Source organism: Comamonas humi (assembly GCF_054782535.1).
On record NZ_BAAGSH010000019.1, the window covers coordinates 111,320 to 133,793 of the forward strand.

At 69.1% G+C, this 22,474-nt stretch carries 23 protein-coding genes; 7 read left to right on the forward strand and 16 right to left on the reverse strand.

The window, feature by feature from the left end; genetic code table 11:
- The first annotated feature begins 11 nt into the window (after positions 1 to 11).
- Both ACYVKR_RS20675 and ACYVKR_RS20680 read left to right on the forward strand, forming a co-directional pair.
- Positions 12 to 881, forward strand: coding sequence for an HpcH/HpaI aldolase/citrate lyase family protein (locus ACYVKR_RS20675; RefSeq protein ID WP_460482857.1), 870 nt, complete (start codon positions 12 to 14; stop codon positions 879 to 881).
- Between the two features lie 29 nt (positions 882 to 910).
- Positions 911 to 1,813 (forward strand): pirin family protein, encoded by a 903-nt coding sequence (locus ACYVKR_RS20680; RefSeq protein ID WP_460482858.1) that lies wholly within the window; start codon positions 911 to 913, stop codon positions 1,811 to 1,813.
- A 60-nt stretch (positions 1,814 to 1,873) separates the two neighbouring features.
- Here the strand turns inward: ACYVKR_RS20680 and ACYVKR_RS20685 are convergent, their stop codons facing one another.
- The 3 genes from ACYVKR_RS20685 to ACYVKR_RS20695 all read right to left on the reverse strand — a co-directional run bounded on the left by ACYVKR_RS20685 (position 1,874) and on the right by ACYVKR_RS20695 (position 3,394).
- Positions 1,874 to 2,230, reverse strand: coding sequence for an HPF/RaiA family ribosome-associated protein (locus ACYVKR_RS20685; RefSeq protein WP_460482859.1), 357 nt, complete (start codon positions 2,228 to 2,230; stop codon positions 1,874 to 1,876).
- 134 nt (positions 2,231 to 2,364) lie between these two features.
- Positions 2,365 to 2,940, reverse strand: a complete 576-nt coding sequence (locus ACYVKR_RS20690; RefSeq protein WP_460482860.1) for a GNAT family N-acetyltransferase — start codon at positions 2,938 to 2,940, stop codon at positions 2,365 to 2,367.
- A complete protein-coding gene (locus tag ACYVKR_RS20695; protein ID WP_460482861.1) occupies positions 2,924 to 3,394 on the reverse strand; it encodes an FKBP-type peptidyl-prolyl cis-trans isomerase in 471 nt (156 codons plus the stop codon). The genes ACYVKR_RS20690 and ACYVKR_RS20695 overlap by 17 nt, the downstream gene beginning before the upstream one ends.
- Positions 3,395 to 3,473: 79 nt before the next feature.
- On the opposite strand from ACYVKR_RS20695, the gene ACYVKR_RS20700 reads away from it, so the two are divergent.
- On the forward strand, positions 3,474 to 4,298 hold the full coding sequence (locus ACYVKR_RS20700) for an aldolase/citrate lyase/malate synthase family protein (protein WP_460482862.1): 825 nt from the start codon (positions 3,474 to 3,476) through the stop codon (positions 4,296 to 4,298).
- On the opposite strand, the gene ACYVKR_RS20705 is transcribed toward ACYVKR_RS20700, so the two are convergent.
- The 5 genes from ACYVKR_RS20705 to ACYVKR_RS20725 all read right to left on the reverse strand — a co-directional run bounded on the left by ACYVKR_RS20705 (position 4,292) and on the right by ACYVKR_RS20725 (position 9,266).
- The gene (locus tag ACYVKR_RS20705) at positions 4,292 to 4,822 is read right to left on the reverse strand and encodes an IPTL-CTERM sorting domain-containing protein (RefSeq protein WP_460482863.1); all 531 of its coding nucleotides are present in this window, start codon (positions 4,820 to 4,822) and stop codon (positions 4,292 to 4,294) included. The genes ACYVKR_RS20700 and ACYVKR_RS20705 overlap by 7 nt on opposite strands.
- Positions 4,823 to 5,069: 247 nt before the next feature.
- Complete coding sequence (locus tag ACYVKR_RS20710) at positions 5,070 to 6,425, reverse strand: GntP family permease (protein ID WP_460482864.1); 1,356 nt, start codon at positions 6,423 to 6,425, stop codon at positions 5,070 to 5,072.
- A 34-nt stretch (positions 6,426 to 6,459) separates the two neighbouring features.
- Positions 6,460 to 6,846 (reverse strand): RidA family protein, encoded by a 387-nt coding sequence (locus ACYVKR_RS20715; RefSeq protein WP_460482865.1) that lies wholly within the window; start codon positions 6,844 to 6,846, stop codon positions 6,460 to 6,462.
- A 40-nt stretch (positions 6,847 to 6,886) separates the two neighbouring features.
- Positions 6,887 to 8,362, reverse strand: a complete 1,476-nt coding sequence (locus ACYVKR_RS20720; protein ID WP_460482866.1) for an N-acyl-D-amino-acid deacylase family protein — start codon at positions 8,360 to 8,362, stop codon at positions 6,887 to 6,889.
- A gap of 34 nt (positions 8,363 to 8,396) precedes the next feature.
- Positions 8,397 to 9,266, reverse strand: coding sequence for a MurR/RpiR family transcriptional regulator (locus tag ACYVKR_RS20725; protein WP_460483193.1), 870 nt, complete (start codon positions 9,264 to 9,266; stop codon positions 8,397 to 8,399).
- Positions 9,267 to 9,390: 124 nt separating this feature from the next.
- On the opposite strand from ACYVKR_RS20725, the gene ACYVKR_RS20730 reads away from it, so the two are divergent.
- Positions 9,391 to 10,671 carry an amino acid deaminase gene (locus ACYVKR_RS20730; RefSeq protein WP_460482867.1) on the forward strand — a complete coding sequence of 427 codons (1,281 nt, stop codon included), beginning with the start codon at positions 9,391 to 9,393 and terminating at the stop codon, positions 10,669 to 10,671.
- A gap of 106 nt (positions 10,672 to 10,777) precedes the next feature.
- Here the strand turns inward: ACYVKR_RS20730 and ACYVKR_RS20735 are convergent, their stop codons facing one another.
- The 5 genes from ACYVKR_RS20735 to ACYVKR_RS20755 all read right to left on the reverse strand — a co-directional run bounded on the left by ACYVKR_RS20735 (position 10,778) and on the right by ACYVKR_RS20755 (position 15,458).
- Positions 10,778 to 11,371, reverse strand: a complete 594-nt coding sequence (locus ACYVKR_RS20735; RefSeq protein WP_460482868.1) for a pseudouridine synthase family protein — start codon at positions 11,369 to 11,371, stop codon at positions 10,778 to 10,780.
- A complete protein-coding gene (locus tag ACYVKR_RS20740) occupies positions 11,368 to 12,054 on the reverse strand; it encodes a GntR family transcriptional regulator (RefSeq protein WP_460482869.1) in 687 nt (228 codons plus the stop codon). The genes ACYVKR_RS20735 and ACYVKR_RS20740 overlap by 4 nt, the downstream gene beginning before the upstream one ends.
- Positions 12,055 to 12,058: 4 nt before the next feature.
- Positions 12,059 to 13,384 (reverse strand): C4-dicarboxylate transporter DctA, encoded by a 1,326-nt coding sequence (locus ACYVKR_RS20745; RefSeq protein WP_460482870.1) that lies wholly within the window; start codon positions 13,382 to 13,384, stop codon positions 12,059 to 12,061.
- Positions 13,385 to 13,620: 236 nt separating this feature from the next.
- Complete coding sequence (locus ACYVKR_RS20750) at positions 13,621 to 13,989, reverse strand: RidA family protein (RefSeq protein WP_460482871.1); 369 nt, start codon at positions 13,987 to 13,989, stop codon at positions 13,621 to 13,623.
- A gap of 122 nt (positions 13,990 to 14,111) precedes the next feature.
- Complete coding sequence (locus ACYVKR_RS20755) at positions 14,112 to 15,458, reverse strand: zinc-binding metallopeptidase family protein (RefSeq protein WP_460482872.1); 1,347 nt, start codon at positions 15,456 to 15,458, stop codon at positions 14,112 to 14,114.
- Between the two features lie 162 nt (positions 15,459 to 15,620).
- Between ACYVKR_RS20755 and ACYVKR_RS20760 the strand changes: the two genes are divergently transcribed.
- Positions 15,621 to 16,820: a threonine ammonia-lyase gene (locus ACYVKR_RS20760; RefSeq protein WP_460482873.1), complete on the forward strand. Its 1,200-nt coding sequence runs from the start codon at positions 15,621 to 15,623 to the stop codon at positions 16,818 to 16,820.
- A 483-nt stretch (positions 16,821 to 17,303) separates the two neighbouring features.
- On the opposite strand, the gene ACYVKR_RS20765 is transcribed toward ACYVKR_RS20760, so the two are convergent.
- The gene (locus ACYVKR_RS20765) at positions 17,304 to 18,188 is read right to left on the reverse strand and encodes an amino acid ABC transporter substrate-binding protein (protein WP_460483194.1); all 885 of its coding nucleotides are present in this window, start codon (positions 18,186 to 18,188) and stop codon (positions 17,304 to 17,306) included.
- A gap of 50 nt (positions 18,189 to 18,238) precedes the next feature.
- Positions 18,239 to 19,567, reverse strand: a complete 1,329-nt coding sequence (locus ACYVKR_RS20770; RefSeq protein ID WP_460482874.1) for a dicarboxylate/amino acid:cation symporter — start codon at positions 19,565 to 19,567, stop codon at positions 18,239 to 18,241.
- A gap of 124 nt (positions 19,568 to 19,691) precedes the next feature.
- On the opposite strand from ACYVKR_RS20770, the gene ACYVKR_RS20775 reads away from it, so the two are divergent.
- Positions 19,692 to 20,258 carry a hemerythrin domain-containing protein gene (locus tag ACYVKR_RS20775; protein WP_460482875.1) on the forward strand — a complete coding sequence of 189 codons (567 nt, stop codon included), beginning with the start codon at positions 19,692 to 19,694 and terminating at the stop codon, positions 20,256 to 20,258.
- Here ACYVKR_RS20775 and ACYVKR_RS20780 read toward each other — a convergent pair.
- Positions 20,236 to 21,708 (reverse strand): aminotransferase-like domain-containing protein, encoded by a 1,473-nt coding sequence (locus ACYVKR_RS20780; RefSeq protein WP_460482876.1) that lies wholly within the window; start codon positions 21,706 to 21,708, stop codon positions 20,236 to 20,238. The genes ACYVKR_RS20775 and ACYVKR_RS20780 overlap by 23 nt on opposite strands.
- A gap of 100 nt (positions 21,709 to 21,808) precedes the next feature.
- On the opposite strand from ACYVKR_RS20780, the gene ACYVKR_RS20785 reads away from it, so the two are divergent.
- Complete coding sequence (locus tag ACYVKR_RS20785; protein WP_460483195.1) at positions 21,809 to 22,420, forward strand: LysE family translocator; 612 nt, start codon at positions 21,809 to 21,811, stop codon at positions 22,418 to 22,420.
- The last annotated feature ends 54 nt before the right edge of the window (positions 22,421 to 22,474 follow it).

Here is a 22,474-nt window from a genome sequence, read left to right on the forward strand (position 1 = left end):
TCTCCAGATCCATGAGCCACCAAGCCCACCCGCTGGCCACCGCCGCGTCGTTCCTGTTCGTTCCCGCCACGCGCCCCGAGCGCATCGCCAAGGCCCTGGCCAGCGGCGCCGACGGGGTCATCGTCGACCTGGAGGACGCCGTCGCCCCGCAGGACAAGCCCGCCGCGCGCGACGGGCTGGCGGCGGCGCTCGCTGCCCTCTCGGCGGCCGAGCGCGCGCGCATCCTGGTGCGCATCAACAGCGGCGGCACCGAATGGTTCGCGCAGGACCTGCAGGCGGTGCAGGCCCTGGTGGCCCAGGGCTGCGCCGGCGCCATGCTGCCCAAGGCCGAGGACGCGCTGACCCTGGCCCGGGTGCATGCCGCGCTGGGCGCGGCCGGCGTGGTCGTGCCCATCATCGAATCGGTGGCCGGGCTCGATGCCATCGACGCGGTGGCGCAAGGCCCCAGCGTGCTGCGCCTGGCCTTCGGCCACCTCGACTTCCAGGTCGATGCCGGCATGGCCTGCGCGGCCGACGAGACCGAGTTGGTGCCGGTGCGCCTGGCCGTGGTGCTGGCCTCGCGCCGCGCCCACCTGCCCGCGCCCATCGACGGCGTGACCGTCAACACCCAGGACGCCAGCGTGGTGCGCGCCGATGCCGACCGCAGCCTGCGTGGCGGCTTCGGCGGCAAGCTGTGCATCCACCCCATGCAGCCGGCCCAGGTCAACGCCGCCTTCGCCCCCACCGAGGCCCAGGTGGCATCCGCCCGCGAGGTGCTCGCGGCCTTCGAGGCCGCCCACGGCGGCGTTTGCGTGGTCAATGGCCGCATGGTGGACGCACCCGTCATCCACCTGGCGCGCAAGACCCTGCAGCGCCACGCGATCGCCAGCGCGCGGGGGTAGACTGCAGGCAGCTTGAACAGGAGCCTGCCATGCCCGAATCCCCCACCGCCGTTTCGTACCCCAGCCGCATCGCCGATGTCGGCGGCATCCCGGTGCTGCGCGCCCTGCCCACCAAGGGGCGGCGCATGGTGGGGGCCTGGTGCTTCCTCGACCACGCGGGGCCGGCGCATTTCGAGTCCGGCCCGGGCATGCAGGTCGGCCCGCACCCGCACACCTGCCTGCAGACCTTCACCTGGATGATCCGCGGCGAGGTGCTGCACCGCGACAGCCTGGGCAGCGAGCAGGTGATCCGCCCCGGCCAGGTCAACCTGATGACGGCCGGTCGCGGCATCGCCCATTCCGAAGAGAGCCTGGGCCACCCGGATTTCCACGCCGTGCAGCTGTGGATCGCGCTGCCGCGCGAAGAGCGCCTGATGGCGCCGCGCTTCCAGCACTACCCGGTGCTGCCGCAGATGCAGGAGCAGGGCCTGGCGATGACGGTGCTGGCCGGCGAGTGGCTGGGCCAGGCCTCGCCGGCGCAGGTGCACAGCCCGCTGATGGCCGTGGACATGCACGCCGCGCAGGCCGCCGAGGCCACGCTGGCGCTGCGCCCCGATTTCGAATACGCCATCCTCTGCCTGCAGGGGCAGGTGGAGGTCGAAGGCCAGACGGCCTCGCCCGAGTCGCTGCTGTACCTGGCGCCGGGGCGCGCCGGCGCCACCGTGCGCGCCTCGGCCGACAGCCGCTTCTTCCTGCTCGGGGGCACGCCGTATGACGGCGACATCGTGATGTGGTGGAACTTCGTCGGCCAGAGCGGCGACGAGATCCGCGAGTTCCGCGACCGCTGGGAACGCTGCGAGGGTTTTGGCGCGCCGGTGGCCTCGCAACTGCCCCACCTGGCCGCGCCGAGCATGGACGGCCTGCACCTGCGCTCCGCCAGCCCCAAGGCGTAGGAGCGGTTCGGGCAAAAAAGAACCGCCCCGGGGGGCGGTTGGCTTTTGGGGGTTGGACCCTTATTCTTCGTCGGTCGCGGCCAGGCGGATGGATTCGCGGTTGTTCTTGTCGCGCATCTTGGCCAGATCGGTTTCCAGCGCGTGCTGCAGCTTCTCGAGCGCGCCGCTGAAGGCCTGGGCCACCTTCTCGGCCTCGGCGTTCACGGCCAGCGGCTGGCGGCCCGCCGGGCGCGTCTCCAGCACGCAGCGTTTGCCCTTGCCGCCGCTCTTGATGGCATCCACGTCGGTCAAATAGACGTCCACACGGGTGAGGTGCTCACGAAAGCGCGACAGCTTGCCGCCCACTTCTTCCTGTACCCAATGGGCGAGCGATTCGCCGCCTTGTACATGGTCATCCGCATGTACCTGAACTTGCATAGATGGGCTCCTTTCACGGTCGCTAGAGAGGCCGCTGCCGAATGGCCGCGGCAGGTAGACGCCCTCATGCTAACCCGCATTCGCCGGGGTGAAAGCATTCACCCCACCAATATCAGTGAAACCCCTGTAACAGATCAAACGTGGTTGCCGCGGTACTGCCCGGCCGTCAGGCGGAACAGGCGGTGCGGGCGCAACCGGTGGCCATCCGGCAGCAAGGGATGCTCGAAGTCGCGTGCCGGCACATGCTCCATGCCCAGGCGCCGCATCACGGCCTGCGAGCGCAGGTTGTCCACGGCGGTGAAGGCCACGATCTCTTCCAGCTGCAGCCGGTCGAAGCCGACCTGCAGCGCCGCCTGCGCGGCCTCGGTGGCCAGGCCCTGGCCCCAGGCATCGCGCACCAGGCGCCAGCCGATCTCGACACAGGGCGCGCAGGGCAGCTCGGGCCGCGGCGTGTGCAGGCCCACGAAGCCCAGGAAGCGGCCGTCGGCGAGCCGCTCCACCGCCCAGAAGCCCCAGCCGCGTTGGGCGATGAGTTCGCGGATCTGCTGCGCCATGGCATCGCTCTGCGCCTGCGTGAGCGGGCCGACCAGGTATTCCATCACCTGCTCGTCGGCGTTCAGCGCCGCGAAGGCGGGCAGGTCGGCATCGCGCCACTGCCGCAGCTGCAGCCGCGGCGTGCGCGGCTCGATCAGCTCAATGGTGGTGGCCATGCGCGCCGTGCACATGGCGGTGGGTGATCTCCTCGGGCGTGGCGGCGCGCACTTCCAGCACCTTGGCGGCAAAGCGCAGGGCCACGCCGGCCAGCGGGTGGTTGCCGTCCAGGTGCACCTCGGGGCCCTTGATCTTCAGCACGTGGTAGACCTGGGGCTCGCCCTGGTCGTTGGTGCCGCGCAGCTGGCCGCCGACCTTCACGCCGGGCGGGAACTCGCTCTTGGGGATGACGCGTACCAGGCTTTCGTCGCGGGCGCCGAAGGCGTCTTCCACGGCCAGGTCGATGGTGGTGGCGAAGCCCGGGGCCTGGCCGTCCAGCGCGGCCTCGACCTTGGGGAACAGGTTTTCATAGCCGCCGTGCAGGTAGGCGAGCGTGCCCTGGTCCAGCGGCTTGCCCTGGGCGTCGGTGACCTTGTACTGCACCGTGACGGCGCTGTCTTTCGAGATATTCATGGCAAAGCAGGTGTCTGTCGTCAAAGGGGCAAGTGTAGGCGCTGCCGTATGGCATCCTGGGCAGCGAAAGGAAATCACCATGCAGACACCCACGAATACCTTCAAGGCCGCGCTGGCCGCGCAGCGGCCGCAGATCGGGCTGTGGCTGGGCCTGGGCCACGCCTTTGGCGCCGAGATCTGCGCCGGCGCCGGCTTCGACTGGCTGCTGATCGACGGCGAGCACGGCCCGAATGACACGCTGACGGTGCTGCCGCAGCTGCACGCCATCGCCGGCTACCCCGGCAGCCACCCGATTGCACGCATTCCCATGGGCCACGGCCATGTCGGCGAGATGCTGATCAAGCAGTACCTGGACCTGGGCGTGCAGACGCTGCTGGTGCCCATGGTGGATACGGCCGAGCAGGCCGCGCAGATCGTGCGCGCCGCCCGCTATCCGCAGGACGACGGGCGCGGCGGCATCCGCGGCATGGCGGGCTCACGGGCCAGCGGCTGGGGCCGGCGCGCCGGCTACGTGCACGAGGCCAATGCCCAGGTCTGCATCCTGGTGCAGGCCGAAAGCCGCGCGGCGCTGCAGAACCTGGATGCGATCGCGCAGGTCGAGGGCGTGGACGGCGTCTTCATCGGCCCGGCCGACCTGTCGGCGTCGATGGGCCATGTGGGCGATGCCGGCCACCCCGAGGTGCAGGCGGCCATCGAGCAGGCTATCACCCACATCCGCGCCGCGGGCAAGGCTGCCGGCATCCTGAGCTCGGACGAGGCCCAGGCCCGGCGCTACCTGGAGCTGGGCTGCAGCTTCGTCGCCGTGGGCATGGACACCAGCCTGCTGGCCCGCGCCACCAGCGCGCTGGCGGCGCGCTTCAAGCAGGGGGATGCGCCGGCAGCAGGGCCGGGGCAGGTCTATTGAGCGGCCTGCGAGGCTTTCCGGCCTGGCGCCCTGCGGCGGCGCAGCACCATGCCGCTGGCCATGGCCAGCAGGCCGCTGGTCAGCAGCAAGCCCCACTCCGACAGGGAGGGCACCGCCGTGGCTGGCACCGTCTTGCGGCAGCTGGCCGTGATGGTGGCCGTGCCGTTGACGGAGTCGACGTAGTAACCCACGGGTGCGCTGGGATTGGCAGCGGTCACCGTGTACGTCAGGGTGCCGGACACGGTGCCGCCAGGCGTCAGCGTGGACCCGGGCGACCCGCTCCCGTCGCTCACGATGCGCCATGACGCGCTGGTCGCCGTCCCCGGGGTCATGGTGAAGGTGAAGGTATCGCCGACCGCGACCGAAACACCCGCGCCGTCGGTGGCTCCCGGCTCCACCTCTTGAGACAGCGCATAGCTTGCACACGTACCGGGCGCCTCCTGTGCGCCGGCGAATGACATGGCCGACGCGAAGGCCATGAATGCCGCGCCGCGGGAAAGCTGTTTTTGCAAGGACATGCGCATGGGGCTACCTTTCAGAAGTTCTTATCCGCGGGGGCGTGATGGAAGAATTTGATGAAATTGTATTGTTTTGTTTGAATATGTTGGAGGGTGTTAAGGGGTGATGCCCCTCGAAAGACCATGCGGGAACTCCCAATGGACGGGTCTTGCCACGCCGGGTAAACAGGCGCCCTGGCGATGTGGGCATAAAAAAAGCTGCTGGCGCTTATGCAGCAAGCGCCAGCAGCTATTCTTTTTGAGGCGCCGAGGCCTACACCACGGTCGACAGTGCCAGCGTGCCCAGCAGCGCGACGATGGAGATGATGGTCTCCAGCACCGTCCAGGTCTGGAAGGTCTGCGGCACGGTCAGGTTGAAGTACTCCTTCACCAGCCAGAAGCCGCCGTCGTTCACGTGCGACAGGATCAGCGAACCGGCGCCGGTGGCCAGTACCATCAGCTCGGGCCGCACGGCCACGCCCGAGGCGGCGGCGATGGGCGCGACGATGCCGCAGGCCGTGGTCATGGCTACGGTGGCCGAGCCGGTGGCGATGCGGATCATCACCGCCACCACCCAGCCCAGCAGCAGCGGCGACAGGTGCGCCGCGTTGGCCACGCCGATGATGGCGTTGGACACGCCCGAGTCGCGCAGGATCTGGCCGAAGCCGCCGCCCGCGCCCACCACCAGCGTGATGCCCGCGATGGGCGCCAGGCAGTCGTTGGTGAACTTGAGGATCTGGTCACGCGAGAAGCCGCGCGCCTTGCCGAAGGTGAAGAAGCTCACCAGCGCGGCGATCAGCAGGGCCATCACCGAGTTGCCGGCGAACTTCAGGATGTCGTTGGCCAGGCTCTTGGGCGTGGTGAACACGTCGGCCCAGCTGCCGATCAGCATCAGCACCACGGGCAGCAGGATGGTGAACAGCGTGATGCCGAAGCCCGGCAGCTCGCGCTGCTGGCTGTCCTTCTCGACGAATTCCTTCTCCAGCGGGTTGTTCGGGTCGGCCACGACGACGCGCGAGATCAGCTTGGCGAACACCGGGCCGGCCAGGATGGCGGTGGGGACGCCGACGATCAGCGCGAACAGGATGGTCTTGCCGATGTCCGCCTGGTAGGCCGTCACGGCCAGCAGCGCGGCCGGGTGCGGCGGGATCAGGCCGTGCACCACCGACAGGCCGGCCACCATGGGCAGGCCCACCATCAGGATGGGCGTGTTGGTGCGCTTGGCCACGTTGAAGGCGATCGGGATCAGCAGCACGAAGCCCACCTCGAAGAACACCGGCAGGCCGATGATGAAGGCGATCACCAGCATGGCCCAGTGCGCGTTCTTCTCGCCGAAGAAGTCGATCAGCGTCCGCGCTATTCGCTCGGCGCCGCCGGATTCGGCCATCATCTTGCCGAGCATGGTGCCCAGGCCCACGACCAGGCCGATGTGGCCGAGCGTGCCGCCCACCCCGGTCTCGAAGGCCTTGACGATGCCGCCCATGGGCATGCCCACGGCGGCGCCCAGCGCCAGCGACACGACGATCAGCGTGACGAAGGGGTTGAGCTTCTGCACGGCGATCAGGTAGATCAGCGCGACCACGGCCAGAGCGGCCGCCAGCAGCAGGGAGTTGCCTTGTAGTGGTGTCATTGTGTGTCTCCTGGAGGGCTGCTATGGAAGGTGCTTAGGGCTTCTTGTAGGCCACGCAATCGACCTCGACCTTGCAGTCGATGACCATGCTGGACACCACGCAGGCGCGCGCCGGCGGGTTGGCGCCGAAGTACTCCTTGAACACCTTGTTGAAGGACTGGAAGTCGCGCGGATCGTCCAGCCACACGCCGCAGCGCACCACGTGCTCGGGGCCGTAGCCGGCTTCCTTCAGGATGGCCAGCACGTTCTGGATGGTCTGGTGCGACTGCTCGACGATGCCGTTGCCGACCACCTCGCCATTGACCATGGGGGTCTGGCCCGAGACGAACAGCCAGCCGTCGGCGCCTGCCGCGCGGGCAAAGGGCAGGTGCTGGCCGCCGGTGCCGGTGCCGCCTTCGACGCCAATTCGGGTAATGCTCATGGGGATTTCCTTTCCAACGAAAAAAGTTCAGGTTTGGGATTCAGGCAAACGCGGCCTGGTTGCGGGGGCCGCGGCGCAGGAAGCGCCCGGCATGCGCCGGCTGCACCACGCCGTCGCGGTACGAGAGCTGGCCATTGACCCACACGGCGGCGATGCCGACGGCGGGCTGCTTGGGATCGGTGAAGGTGGCGACGTCGCGCACCGTCTCGGGGTCGAACAGCACCAGGTCGGCCCACCAGCCTTCGCGCACCAGGCCGCGCTCGGCCAGGGCGAATCGCTCGGCCGACTGGCCGCTCATCTTGCGCACCGCCTGCGCCAGCGTGAGCACGCCGCGGTCGCGGCTGAAATGGCCCAGCACGCGCGGGAAGGAGCCCCACAGGCGCGGGTGCGGGTTGGGATCGTTGGGCAAGCCATCGGAGCCGACCACGCTGGAGGGGTGAGCCAGGATGCGCTCCAGGTCCGCCGCCGACATGTTGTGGTAGACCGCTCCGCCGGGCTGCAGGCGGCGTGCGGCTTCCATGGTGTCCACGCCCCAGGCGGCGGCGATCTCCTTGAGCGTCTGGCCCGCCATCTGCGGGTGCGGGTCGGACCAGGTGATGAAGATCTCGATGTCGTCGCGCACCTGCTTGAGGTCGATGGTGGTCGAGCTGGCAGTGTAGGGGTAGCAGTCGCAGGCCACCGGCTGCCAGCGCCGCGCCGCGTCGATGGAGTCGAGCACCTCGCCGGCGCGGCCCCAGTTCTCGGGCCCTGCGCACTTGAGGTGGGAAATGATCAGCGGCACCCGCGCGTGCTTGCCCACGGCGTAGGCCTCTTCCATCGCATCCAGGATGGCGGCGAACTCGGTGCGCAGGTGTGTGGTGTACAGGGCGCCGGCGGCGGCCAGCGGCTCGGCCAGGCCCATCACCTCCTCGGGTGTGGAGGCATAGGCATTGGGGTAGGCCAGGCCGGTCGAGAGGCCCAGCGCGCCGTGGTCGAGCGCCTCCTGCAACTGCCCGCGCATGGCGGCCACCTCGGCCTCGGTGGCCGGGCGGTCGAAGCGGTCCATGTGGTTGCTGCGCAGCGCGGTGTGGCCCACCAGCGCCGCCACGTTGACGGCGGGCTGCGCCTGTTCCACCGCCGCCACGTAGGCCGCGAAGGTGGGGTAGCCGAACACGCTGGCCGGGCCCAGCAGGTTCATCGGGTCGGGTGGGTTGCCCTTGAGCGTGACCGGCGAGGCGCTGATGCCGCAGTTGCCGACGATCACCGTGGTGATGCCCTGCGACACCTTGGGCAGCATGTCGGGCGTGCGGATCACGTTGGTGTCGTCGTGCGTATGCACGTCGATGAAGCCGGGCGCCAGCACCTGGCCGCTGCCGTCGATCTGCGCGCCGGCCTGCCAGCCGTCGGCCGCGCCCGCGGGCGCGATGGCGGCGATGCGGCCGCCGGCCAGCGCCACGTCGAAGCGCCCGGCGGCGGGCTCGTCGCCGCTGCCGTCCACGATGCGGACATTGCGGATCAGGTTGTCGTATTGCGTCATCTCGGTCTCCGGTCGGTCTCGGGTCAATCTCGGATCAGTCGCCCAGCGGCTGGCGGTCGCCGCCGCCGCGGTGGGCATCGAGCACGTACTTGATGCGCCGCAGCATCTCCTTGCTGCGGCCCTCCTGTGCCAGCGCCACCTCGGTGGCCAGCACGTCGATCATCATCATCATCGCGTAGCGCGACGACGAGGGCTTGTAGATGAAATCTGTTTCCAACGCCTGCACCGGCAGCAGCTCGTCGGCCAGCGCGGCCAGCGGCGAGGCGATGGCGGTGATGGCCACCACCTGGGCGCCATATTCGCGCGCCACGTTGACGCTGGCGATGATCTCGGGCACCTGGCCGGTGGTGGAAAGTACCAGCACCACGTCCTGCGGGCCCAGCGTGGCCGCCACCATGCGCTGCAGCACCGGGTCGTGGTAGGTGGCCACGGGCCGGCCCAGCCGCGCCAGGCGAAAGCGCGCCTCGTCGGCCAGCGTGGTGGAGCCGCCGCCCATGCCGAAGACCACGACCATGCGCGCCGCGGCGATGCGCGCGGCCGCCTGCTCGAAGGCCGCCGGCCGCAGCAGCGCGCGGTTGGCGGCCAGCACCTGGTGGATGTCGGCCAGGATGCCGTCGGCGCTCGACGGCGGATGGCTGGGGGCGGCGTCCAGGAAGCGCCGGCCCACGGCAGCGGCCTGCGCCAGCTGCAGCTTGAGTTCGCGCACGTCGCGGCAGCCCATGGCCTTGGCGAAGCGCGTGACGCTGGCCTCGCTGACCGAGGCGCGGCGCGCCAGCGTCTGGATGCTGTCCGAGGCCGCCTCGGCGACGTTGCCCAGCACCGTCTGCGCCACCTTCTGCTCGGCCGGGCGCAGCTCGGCCGCCCGCTGCGAGATGCGGGTGACGATATCCATCGGCTGGTGCATGATGGCGCTGGCGGACATGGGCTGGAGGCTGTGTTACTTTATAACAAGATGGTGCGAAGAATAAATTCGAAGGTATCATCATGTCAACCTCATGTTTACCCGATGGGCAATTGGAGACTGTTCTATGTTTGATAAAAAGTATCAAGGTGGTGTGGCCGACGCGCTGGTCCATCCGCTGGACAAGGGCCTGGGCGCCCTGGACAACGCCTGCGCGCCCGAGCAGATCGCGGCGCTGGGCTGGAACGTGCTGCGGGAAGACCTGAACCTGCCGGCGGCGGTGCTGCTGCAGTCCAAGGTGGAGCACAACCTCGATTGGATGCAGCGCTTCGTCGACGAATACGGCGCCAAGCTCGCGCCGCACGGCAAGACCACGATGGCGCCGCGCCTGTTCCACAAGCAGCTCGCGGGCGGCGCCTGGGGCATCACGCTGGCCACCGCGCACCAGACCCGCGCGGCCTACGCCCACGGCGTGCGCCGCGTGCTCATGGCCAACCAGCTCGTGGGCAAGCGCAACATGGCCATCCTGGGCGAGCTGATGGCCGATCCGGAGTTTGAATTCTTCTGCCTGGTGGACGCGGCCGACCAGGTCGACCAGCTGGCGGCCTTCTACGGCCAGACCGGCCAGTCGATGCAGGTGCTGATCGAGCTGGGCGTGCAGGGCGGGCGCACCGGCGTGCGCGACGACGCGCAGCTGCAGTCGGTGCTGGATGCGCTGGCGCGCGCCAATGGCGCCGTCAAGCTGGCCGGCGTGGAGGTCTATGAAGGCGTGCTGCAGACCGAGGCGGACATCCGCGCCTTCCTGCAGCGCGCGGTGCGGGTGCTGGGCGACCTGGCGAAGGCCGGCCGCCTGCAGCGCAGCCCCGCGGTGCTGACCGGCGCCGGCTCGGCCTGGTACGACGTGGTGGCCGAAGAGTTTGCCAAGGCCGACATCGGCCAGCCGCTGGACGTGGTGCTGCGCCCCGGCTGCTACCTGACGCACGACGTGGGCATCTACAAGGCCGCGCAGGCGCAGATCAACGTGCGCAACCCGGTGGCCCACCGCATGCGCACCAGCCTGCAGCCGGCGCTACAGCTGTGGGCCTATGTGCAATCGGTGCCCGAGGCCGAGCGCGCCATCGTTGCCCTGGGCAAGCGCGACGCGGCCTTCGACGCCGGCATGCCGCTGCCGGTGCAGCACTACCGGCCCGGCAGCGCCGCGCCCGTGGCGACGCCCGCACACTGGGAAGTCACCGGCATGATGGACCAGCACGCCTACCTGAAGATCGCGCCGGGCGACGACATCAAGGTCGGCGACATGCTGGCCTTCGACATCTCGCACCCCTGCCTGACCTTCGACAAGTGGCGCCAGGTGCCGGTCATCGACGACGCGTACAACGTGGTCGACGTGGTGCAGACCTACTTCTGAGTTGCTTCTGAAAAGAGAGCGGCTGGCGCTTTCCCTGCAAGCATTTCAATATCGATTGGCATTGAAATGCTTGTGAGGTGAGCGCAAGCCGCTCTTTTTTTGATAGTCAAACGGCCACGTCGCGCCAGCTGCCGGGCGCCAGCCCGTCCAGCGAATAGGGCCCGATGGCCATGCGCACCAGGCGCAGCGTGGGGTGGCCCACGGCGGCCGTCATGCGCCGCACCTGGCGGTTGCGGCCCTCGCGGATGACGAGTTCTATCCAGCTGTCCGGAATGTTCTGGCGCACGCGGATCGGCGGGTCGCGCGGCCAGAGCTGCGGCGCCGGGTCGAGCCGGCGCGCGCGGGCCGGCAGGGTAGCGCCGTCGTTCAGCTGCACGCCGCGGGCGAGCGCCGCCAGCGCCTCGTCGCTCGGCACGCCCTCGACCTGCACCCAGTAGGTCTTCTCCATCTTGAAGCGCGGATCGGCGATGCGCGCCTGCAGCTGGCCGTCGTTGGTCAGCAGCAGCAGGCCCTCGCTGTCGGCGTCGAGCCGGCCCGCCACGTAGACGCCGGGCACGGCTATATGGTCCTTGAGCCCGCGCCAGCGCCCCTCGGGCGTGAACTGGCTGAGCACGCCATAGGGCTTGTTGAAGCACAGCAGGCGTGGCGCGGCGGTGGATGGTGCGCGCGCCGGCTGGGGCCGCGCGGTGCGCGGCCTCATCGGACCACCGGGGCCAGGGTGGCGCGCAGGCGTTCGCTGGGCCCGGGCTCGGGCGTGGGCGGCGTGATCTCCAGCGCCTCCTCCACCTGGCCGATGTGCTCCAGCATCAGTTCGCGCGCCTGGGCGGTGTCGCCGCGCTCCAGCGCCGCGACGATGCTGGCGTGGTCGGCGCAGGACTGCTCGGCGCTGTGCTGCGACTGGTAGAGCGTGGCCGCCAGCGTGGTGCGGGCGGTCAGGTCGCGCAGGGTGTTGGCCAGCAAGCGGTGGCCCATCTGCTCGGCCAGGCAGACGTGGAAGTCGGCCAGCAGGAAGGCGCGGGTGGCGGCGTCGGCGGCCTGGATGGCGCGCTCCTCTTCGCCGATGTGCTGGCGCAGCTGGCGGATCACCTTCTGCATCGGCCGGCCGGCCGTGTCGATGATGCCGGACTCGATGATGCGCCGCGCCGCGAAGGCGTCGCGCGCCTCGTCGGCGCTGGGCTGCACCACGTACCAGCCGCGGCGCGGCTGCACCTGCACGAAGCCGCGCGCCTGCAACTGCATCAGCGCCTCGCGCACCACGGTGCGGCTGACGGCGAAGTTGTCGGCCAGATCCTGCTCCCCCAGCCGCTCGCCGGGCGACAGCTTCTGCGCCAGGATGGCTTCGACAACGCGCTCGGCGATGGAGGTGGGGGTGACAGGAGACATGGACTCAGGTGTGGGTTTGGGATGGGGAAGTTGCCAATTGTGCCGTGTCCGCTGCGGTGTCATCGGCAGGGAGTTCGCCGTTGAGCACGCGGTGGGCACGCTCGCGGTCGATGTCGCCTTCCCAGGCGGCGATCGCCACGGTGGCCACGCAGTTGCCGATCAGGTTGCCCAGTGCGCGGGCGATGCCCATGAACCAGTCCACCGACAGCACCAGCACCAGGCCGATCGCGGGGATGGCGGGGATCGCATGCAGCGTGGCGGCCAGCACCACGATGGCCGAGCCCGGCACGCCGTGCGCGCCCTTGGAGGTCACCAGCGCGATGGCCAGGATGGTCAGCAGGTCGGCCATGGAGATGGGCGTGTTGGTCGCCTGGGCGATGAACACGGCGGCCAGCGTGATGTAGATCGAGAACGCGTCCAGGTTGAACGAGTAGCCGGTGGGGATCACCAGGCCCACGGTGGAATCGCGCACGCCCATGTTGCGCAGCTTGGCCATGATCTGGGGCAGCACGCTGTCGGACGAGGTGGTGGCGAAGACGATGGTCAGCTCTTCACGCAGGTAGCGCAGCAGCTTGATCAGGCTGAAGCCCGACAGGCGCATCACCAGGCCCAGCACCACGAACACGAACAGGAGCACGGCCACGTAGAACAGCGCCACCAGCAGGCCCAGCTGCTTGAGCGAGCCGATGCCATACTGGCCCACGGTGAAGGCGATGGCGCCCAGCACGCCCAGCGGCGCCAGCTTGATGATGATGCCCATGATCTTGAACAGCACCAGCGACAGCGTGTCCACCAGGTCGGAGACCGGCTTGCCGCGCTCGCCCAGCAGCGCCAGCGCGCAGCCGAACAGCACCGCGAACAGCAGCACCTGCAGCACGTCGCCCTTGGCGAAGGCTTCCACCACGGTGGTGGGGATCAGCTTCATCAGGAAGTCGACCGTGCCGCCGCTGGTGAGCTTGTCGGCATTGCTGGCGTAGGCCGCCATGGCCGACGGGTCGAGCTTGCTGACGTCCACGTTCATGCCCACGCCGGGCTCGAACAGGAAGCCCAGCACCAGGCCCAGGCCCAGCGCGATGGTGGTCAGCACCTCGAAGTAGATCAGTGCCTTGACCCCGACGCGGCCGACGCGCTTGAGGTCGCCCGCGCCGGCGATGCCATGCACCACCACGCAGAACACGAGCACCGGGATGATCATCTTGATCAGCTTGATGAAACCGTCGCCCAGCGGCTTGAGTTTGACGGCGTATTCGGGCACCAGCAGACCGGCGAGCACACCCACGATGAGTGCGATCACCACCTGCCCGAAGAGGGATTTGACGAAGCGGCGCATAGGAGGATTCCTTGGGAAAGGTTTTGTATACAAGATTATTTTTATCTTGTGTACAAGAATGTACTCAAGGGCCCATTCACCGGTGCAGCGGGTATTCCCGGTGGCGGACGGCTGTGCGGCGGAAAAAGCAAGAGGCATGCCATGGGGTCTCCACGGGCATGCCTCCTGGGGTTGGGGCGCATCGGCGGGCGCTGGCCGCGCGCCGGTGCATAAGTCCTATTCCTGCAGGGAAGGGCTCAGCGGGCGGTTTCCACGGCGGCCACCACCACCACCTCGATACGGTAGGCCGGGTTGGCCAGCAGCGCCTGCACCGTGGCGCGCGGCGGCGTGTGGCCGGGGGCGACCCAGGCGTCCCACACGGCGTTCATGGCGCCGATCTCGGTCACGTCGGTCAGGAAGATCTGGCACTGCAGGATGCTCTGCTTGCTGGAGCCGGCCTCGGCCAGCAGGCGGTCGATGTGGCCCAGCACCTCGCGGGTCTGCGTGGTGATGTCGGCGCCGGGGCTGTTCTCGGGGATCTGGCCGGCCAGGTAGACCGTGCCGTTGTAGATGGCGGTTTCGGACAGGCGGGCGCCGACGTGGCGGCGGTCGATCGAAGAAGTCATGAAATGCTTTCAGGCGGCAGGAAGATGGCAAAAATCATAGCGCATGCGGCCAGGGCCGGCGGCCGGGCGCCCATCTTTGCACCAAAAGTGGGCGCGGCAGCGGGCGTGCCATGGGCCGGGCGCTACTGCATCACGTTCATCACGGCCACGGTCATGGCCTGCACGCCGGTCTTGATGGTGGGCTCGGGCACCGGGGCGAAGAAAGGCGAATGGTTGAAGGGCAGGGGTTTGCCGCCGGGTTGGCTGGCGGCGGCTATCTGCTGGGGATCGTAGATGCCCAGCGTGAAGAACATGGACGGCACGCCGCGGTTGATGAAGGCCGAGAAGTCCTCGCTGGCCGTGATGGGCGCAACGGGCCGAACGTTGGCAGGCCCCAGGGCCGCCTCGAGGGCCTTGACGGTGCGCGCCACCAGCGCGGCATCGCTGACCACGGCATCGGTGCCCTTGACGAGCTGGATCTCGGGCTCGGGCGCGCCGGCCATGGCAGCCTGGGCCTTGGCGGTGCGCGTGATGCCGTCATGCAGCCGGGTGCGCACGCTGTCGCGGTAGCTGCGGATGGTGCCCAGCACGCGGGCCTGGTCGGGGATGATGTTGCCGGCCGTGCCCGCGTTGAAGGCGCCCACGGTGACCACGCCGAATTCCATGGGGTCCTTCTCGCGGCTGACGACGCTCTGCACGTCCACCACGAACTTCGAGGCCATCAGTACCGGGTCGATGGTCTTGTCGGGCGCCGAGCCATGGCCGCCGCGGCCGTGGAAGCGGATGTCCAGCGAATCGGAGCTGGAGGTGGTCGGGCCGGCGATGTAGCCCACGGTGCCGAAGGGCATGGCGCCCGTGTGCAGCGCGAAGGCAAAGTCGGGCTTGCCGAACTTCTCGAACAGCCCGTCGCCGAGCATGGCCTGGGCGCCGGTGACCGTTTCCTCCGACGGCTGGGCCACGAACATCAGCGTGCCCTTCCACTGGTCCTTGAGCGCCAGCAGCGCCCGGGCGGTGCCCAGCCAGCTGGTCATGTGCACGTCGTGGCCGCAGCTGTGGGTGACGAAACTCTCCTTGCCGTTGTACTGGGCCTTGGCCCGGCTCGCATAGGGCAGGCCGGTCTTTTCCTCCATGGGCAGGGCATCGAGCTCGGTGCGGACCATCACCGTCGGCCCGGCGCCGTTGCGGTACATGGCCACCACGCCGGTCTTGCCCACGCCTTCGGTCACTTCAAAGCCCAGCGCGCGCATGTCGGCCGCCAGCTTGGCGGCGGTGCGGGTTTCCTGAAAGCCCAGTTCCGGGTGGGCGTGCAGGTCCTCGTAGGTGCTTTGCAGGCCGGGGTACATCTGGTCGACCAGGCCGGTGAGCGCGGCGGGGGGCTGCGGCCCCCCGGCACCAGCGGCGCCGGCGAGGAGGGCGCCGGCCAGCAAGGCCACCGGCCGCAGCCGCGAAACAAGGGTGGAAACGCGGTGGCTGCGGGAAGGGTGGTGCATAGGATGGCCAGACGGCTGCAGTGATGGAGCTGCCTAATATATTGGATACTGGCGGGCCTCGGCTGTGGGGAGCAACCCTGAGTGAGCCGGCAAACACCGCTAGCAAAACGATAGAGACCGGCCATAGCCAAACGGCGCGGGCCACGCCACAATCCGCACACCATGCTCAGCATCCAAGACATCCACGCCGCCGCCGCGCGCCTCGAAGGCCAGATCGAGCGCACGCCCTGCCTGTACTCGCACACGCTGTCCAATATCGTCGGCGCGCAGGTCTACCTCAAGTTCGAGAACCTGCAGTTCACCGCCTCGTTCAAGGAGCGCGGCGCCTGCAACAAGCTCAGCCAGCTGAGCGCCGAGGAGCGCGCCCGCGGCGTGATCGCGATGAGCGCCGGCAACCACGCCCAGGGCGTGGCCTACCACGCGCAGCGCCTGGGCCTGCGCGCGGTGATCGTGATGCCGCGCTTCACCCCCGGCGTGAAGGTCGAGCGCACGCGCAGCTTCGGCGCCGAGGTGGTGCTGCACGGTGACTCGCTGGAGGAGGCCCGCGCCCACGCCTACGCACTGGCCGAGCAGCAGGGGCTGGTCTTCGTGCACCCCTACGACGACGAGCAGATCGCCGCCGGCCAGGGCACGCTGGCGCTGGAGATGCTGGCAGAGCAGCCCGACCTCGACCTGCTGCTGGTGGCAGTGGGCGGCGGTGGGCTGATCGCCGGCATGGCCGTGGCGGCCAAGGCCGCCAAGCCGGGCATCGAGGTGATCGGCGTGCAGACCACGCGCTTTCCGGCGATGGTCAACGCCGTCAAGGGCACGGAGCACCCGCAGGGCGTGTCCACCATGGCCGAGGGCATCGCGGTGGGCACCCCCGGCACGCTGACGCGCGAGGTGATCGCCGCGCAGGTGGACGACCTGGTGCTGGTGGACGAGGGCGACATCGAGCAGGCGGTGCTGATGCTGCTGGAGATCGAGAAGACCCTGGTCGAGGGCGCGGGCGCCGTGGGCCTGGCGGCGCTGCTGCGCACGCCCGAGCGCTTTGCCGGCCGCAAGGTGGGGCTGGTGCTGTCGGGCGGCAACATCGACCCGCTGCTGCTGGCCTCGATCATCCAGCGCGGCATGGTGCGCTCGGGCCGGCTGGCGCGGCTGCGCATCAACGCCCGCGACGTGCCGGGCATGCTGGCACGCATCACGGCCATCGTGGCCGAGGCCGGCGCGAACATCGAGGAGGTGCACCACCAGCGCGCCTTCACCAGCCTGGCGGCGCAGAACACCGAGATCGAGATCGTGCTGCAGACGCGCAGCAAGGCCCATATCCAGGAGGTGATGGAGCGGCTGCAGGCGGCGGGGATGCAGGTGGTGGTGGCTTGATACGAAAACAGGAGCGGCTGGCGCTTGCTGCTTCTTGATTTTAAATATAAATCTATTTGAATATGGCTGTGGATAAGCGCTAGAGGCTATTGTTTTTGCAAACGGAAGGGAATCCCAAACGGCCACACAGGCCATTGCTGTGCTTGGGCTTTCATCGGGCCGAGCGCAGCGATGGCCCGTACAACCCCCTTCTGTATGCGCCTGTGGCGTGGCGTTTGCGGGGTGGCATGCGCGTCGGAGCGCGCATGCTTCGTTATCTGACTCGCCGGGGTTGTTTGAACGGAGCGCCCTTGGGCGCGGAGAGAGTTCTACGGCGCACCCCGCAAACGTCACGCCACAGGTTGCCCCAACGCAAGGCGTTGGGGTCGCAGACAGCAGGGGCGCTTTCTTTTGCCTACTTTTCTTGCGCGCGCAAGAAAAGTAGGTCGGCCGCCGGGACGACATCCCGGCCTCTGCCCTCAACGAAGGGCTTGAACATCCCGCTCACTCCGGCTTGATGACCATGGTTTCGATGATGGTCTGCAGCTGCGCGCTCATGGGCAGGTCCAGGCTGGTGCCCGAGGGCAGCTTGCGCAGGAACCAGCGCTTGTACTGGCGCTCGATCTCGCCGTCCTCGGCCAGCTCCTGGAAGCTCTTGGCAACCACCTGCGCGAGCTGCGGATCATCCTTGCGGAACATGATGGCGTAGGGGTCGTACGAGAGGTAGTCGCCCACCACCTCGAACTTGCCGCCCTGGCCAGCGTTCTTGCCCGCGTTCTCTGCTATCAACCCGTACAGCAGCACATCGTCGGTGGCAAAGGCATCGGCCGTGCCCGCGGCCACCTGGGCAAAGCCCTGGGCATGGTCGGGCACCACCTGCAGCTGGATGCCGAGCTTGAACTTGGCATCCAGGTTGCGCAGCACCTGCTCGTTCGTGGTGCCGGCCGTCACCGCCACCTTCTTGCCCGCCAGATCGCGGAAGCTGCGGATGGCCGTGCCCTGCCTCACCATCACCTTGGTGCCGGCCACGAACATGATGGGCGAGAAGGCCACCTGCTTGCGGCGCTCCAGGTTGCTGGTGGTGGAGCCGCACTCCAGGTCCACCTTGCCACTCGCCACCGCGGCGATGCGGTTGTCCGAGGTGACCGGCACCCACTGGATGGTGAGCGTCTTGTTGATCGCGTCCTCGATCGACGTGACCAGCGCCTTGCACAGCTCGATGGAATAGCCGATGGGCTGCTGGCGGGCGTTGAGGTACGAGAACGGGACCGAGGCCTCGCGGTAGCCCAGCGCGATGGTGCCGCTGGCGCGCAGCTTGGCCAGCGTGCCGCTCAACTGGGCGCCGGCGGCCTGTACCGGGCTGCCGATGGTCTGGGCGCCTGCGCCCAGCGAGAGGCCCAGCCCCAGCGCGCAGGCCAGCACGCCGAGCCGCAGCCGGCTCACAGCGCGCTCCTCGTCGCCTCGGCGGGCGCGGGCTGGGCCAGCGAGGCCTGCAGCTCCTGGTCCATGCGCGCGGCATTGGCGGCGGCCTCGGCCTCGGGCAGCAGCTCGCCCTCCCACTTGGCGACCACGGCGCTGGCGATCGAGTTGCCCACCGCGTTCGTCGCCGAGCGGCCCATGTCGAGGAAGGTGTCCACGCCCAGGATCAGCAGCAGGCCGGCCTCGGGGATGTGGAACTGGTTCAGCGTCGCGGCGATCACCACCAGCGAGGCGCGCGGCACGCCCGCCATGCCCTTGGAGGTCAGCATCAGGATCAGCAGCATCGTGATCTGCGTGCCCAGCGACAGGTGGATGTCATAGGCCTGGGCGATGAACAGCGTCGCGAAGGTGCAGTACATCATCGAGCCGTCGAGGTTGAACGAATAGCCCATGGGCATCACGAAGCTCGAGATCTTGCGCTTGACGCCAAAGCGGTCCAGCGCGTCGAGGATCTTGGGGTAGGCCGCCTCGGAGCTGGCGGTGGCGAAGGACAGCATGAACGCCTCCTTGATCAGCACCATCAGCTTGAAGATGCGCTTGCCCAGGAAGGTGAAGCCCGCCAGCACCAGCAGGCTCCACAGCAGGAACAGGCCCAGGTAGAAGTCGCCCATGAAGACGGCGAACTTCAGCAGGATCTCCAGGCCGTTCACGGCCACCGTCGCGGCCATGGCGGCCAGCACGGCCAGCGGCGCGAGCTTCATCACATAGCCGGTGATCTTGAGCATCACGTGGGCCAGCTCGTCGATGGCGGCCACGAGCGTCTTGCCCTTCTCACCCAGCGCCGCCAGCGCCACGCCGAAGAACATCGAGAACACCACGATCTGCAGGATCTCGTTGTTGGCCATGGCCTCGGCGAAGGACTTGGGCACCAGGTGGCTGACGAAATCCTTGAGCGTGAACTTGCCCGTGGCCAGGTTGGCCGAGGCGCCGATGTCGGGCAGCGGCAGCCCCAGGTTGTGCCCGGGCTGCAGCAGGTTGGCCAGCACCAGGCCGAGCACCAGCGACACCAGCGAGGCGGTGACGAACCAGGCCATGGCCTTGAGAAAGACCCGCCCCACCGAGGCCGCGTCGCCCATGTGGGCGATGCCCACCACCAGCGTGGAGAAGACCAGCGGGCCGATCAGCATCTTGATCAGGCGCAGGAACACGTCCGAGACGATGGAGATGTAGCCGGCGATCTCGGCGGCGGCTTTCTTGTCGGGGAAGTTGAGGAAGATCATGTAGCCGATCAGGATGCCCAGCACCATGGCGACCAGGATCCAGACGGCGGGGGGAAGCTTTTTTTTCATCTCGATGTGTCCATTCCGATGGGTGTTGTAGATACAGCTTGTGCGGCTGGCGCATAGGCCGCAGTGTAAGCCTGCCGCGGCGCCATAATGCGGCCAGCGCCCCGCCGGGCGCCGATGAGCGCGCATGACCCTGGACCTGCACACCCCGCCCGCCGCGGGCTTCGACGAACCCTTCGAGATGCTGCACGCCTGCCACGGGCGGCTGCAGCGCATGCTCGCGCTGCTGGGGCGCCTGGGCGAACATTTGGCGGCCCAGGGCTGCGATGCCCAGGCGCGCAGCGCCGCGGCCGACGTGCAGCGCTATTTCGACCTGGCCGGGCCGCTGCACCACGAGGACGAGGAGCTGCATGTGCTGCCCGCGCTGCGCGCGGCGGGCGAGGCCGCGCTGGCCGACGCCCTGCATGCCGAGCACGAGGCGATGGAGCAGCAATGGCTATCTATCCGCGCCGAGCTGCAGGCCGTGCAGGCCCAGCAGCTGGCCGGTGGCGAGGCGCTGGCGCAGGCCCGCCGCCGCTGGGCGGATTTCGCGGCGCTGCATGCCGGCCATCTGCAGCGCGAGGAAAGCCGGGCCTACCCGGCGGTGCGCGCCCGCCTGGGCGGGCCCGAGCAGGCCGCGATGGGCCACGACATGGCGCGGCGCCGGGGCGCCCGCTACCCGGACGGCGGCCTCAGCCGCGGCGGTGGCGCCTGAGCAATTGCTCCAGCGTGGCCCAGGCCGCAGGCTGCTCGGCCATGGCCACCGAGATGCGCAGCAGCGTCGACGGCGCCTGGCGCGGCGAGAACAGCAGGCCCGGCGCCAGCAGCAGGCCCTGCTCGGCCGCCTGGCGGGCCAGCAGCTCGGAATCCATGCCGCAGTCCACCCACGCGAAGGTGCCGGCCACCGGCTCGTGCACCGCGGGGCAGCCCAGCGCCTCGAGCTGGCGCAGGCAGCGGTGGCGTGCCTTGTCCACGCGCTCGCGCAGCCGGTCCACATGCTTGCGGTAGGCGCCTTCGGCCAGGATGCGGTGCACGATCTGCTCGCTGGGCAGCGCCGAGGTCAGGCCGCCCAGCAGCTTCAGGTCGGTGAGCTGGTGGATGAACTCGGGCCGCGCCGCCACGTAGCCCACGCGCAGCCCGCCCGACAGGGTCTTGGAATAGCCGCCGACCAGCAGCACGCGCTGCAGCCGGTCCATGGCCGCCAGGCGCAGCGGCATGCTGCCCAGGTAGTCGGCGTAGGTGTCGTCCTCGACCAGCAGGAAGTCGTGCCGCTCGGCGATGCGCAGTACCTCGTGCGCCACGCCGGCCGACAGGCTCAGGCCCGTGGGGTTGTGCACGGCGGTGTTCAGGATGAAGAGCCTGGGGCGGTGCTGCTCGGCCAGCGATTGCAGGGCCTGCACGTCGGGGCCGCCGGGCAGGCGCGGCACGCCCACCACGTTCACGCCCATGGCGTTCAGGCGGCCGAAGACCAGGAACCAGCCCGGGTCCTCGACTAGCACCGTGTCGCCGGGCTGCAGGAAGCGGCGCACGATCAGGTCCAGCCCGTGGGTGACGCCGCTCACTGTCATCAGGTGCGTGTCGGGGTGGGCCGGCACCTCCTGCGCCTGCAGCGTGGAGGCGATCTGCTGGCGCAGCGGCGCATAGCCCTGCGGCAGGCCGTAGCCCAGCAGGCCCAGTTCGGCGCGTGCGCCCTGCTTGAGGATGGCGCGCAGCGCGCCGCTGATCAGCCCCTCGTCCATCCAGCTGGCGGGCAGGCAGCCCGCGCTGCCGGTGTTGCCCGAGCCGTCGGCATCCTCGCGGAAGATGCCGCGCAGCAGGTAGGTGGTGTCGAAGGCCGCGCCCTGGGCCAGCGTGGCCGCGGGCACCGGCGCCGCCACCGACACGGCGCGCTGCGCGCAGACGAAGAAGCCCGCGCCCCGGCGCGACTGCACCAGCCCCTGGGCCGCCAGCCGGTCGTAGGCCTGCACCACGGTGTCGCGGCTCACGCCCGCCTGCTCGGCCAGCGCGCGCACCGAGGGCAGGCGCATGCCGGCACGCAGCCCGTGGTTGCGGATGCGGCCGCCGAAATGCTCGACCAGCTGCTCGACCAGCGGCTGGCCGCCGGTGCGCAGCGGCTGCCAGCCCCAGGCCGCCGCCGGGTTTGCCGAAGAAAGTGTCTGGGTCATGGGAGCAGGCCAATCCATGCAGTGAACCGGCAAAGTGTATGGTAACTGTACTGGTATGTGCGCCTAGCATAGCAGCATGTCCCTTTCGCTGCTTCCTGCCATGCCCGTCCTGCCCGAAACCTCCGCCTTTGTGCTGCCGCTGGCGCTGTTCGCCTTTGTCAGCTCGGTCACGCCGGGGCCGAACAATGTGATGCTCACCGCCTCGGGCGCCACCTTCGGCTACCGCCGCACGGTGCCGCACATGCTGGGCATCAGCCTGGGCGTGGTCGCCATGCTGCTGCTGGTGGGCGCGGGCCTGGGGGCGGTGTTCGAGCGCGAGCCGCGCCTGTACACCGTGCTGAAGTACCTGGGCGCGGCCTACCTGCTGTGGCTGGCCTGGAAGATCGCGCGCGCCGGCCGCGTGGATGCGGGCCAGGCGGGCGCCCGGCCCTTCGGCTTCTGGCAGGCCGCGGCCTTCCAGTGGGTCAACCCCAAGGCCTGGATCATGGCCATAGGCATCATCGCCACCTACATGCCGCGCGACGGCCAGGCCGGCAACCTGCTGCTGGCGGCGCTGGTGCTGGGCGCGGTGAACTACCCCAGCGTCAGCGTCTGGACGCTGTTCGGCAGCGCCGTGGGGCGGGCCCTGCGCACGCCTCGGGCGCTGCAGCGCTTCAACTGGGGCATGGCGGCGCTGCTGGTGCTGTCGCTGTACCCGGTGCTCGGGTTATGAATGAAATTGGCCTGCGGGGCAGGCCAATCAAGCGCGAATAGCTATTTTATTGAT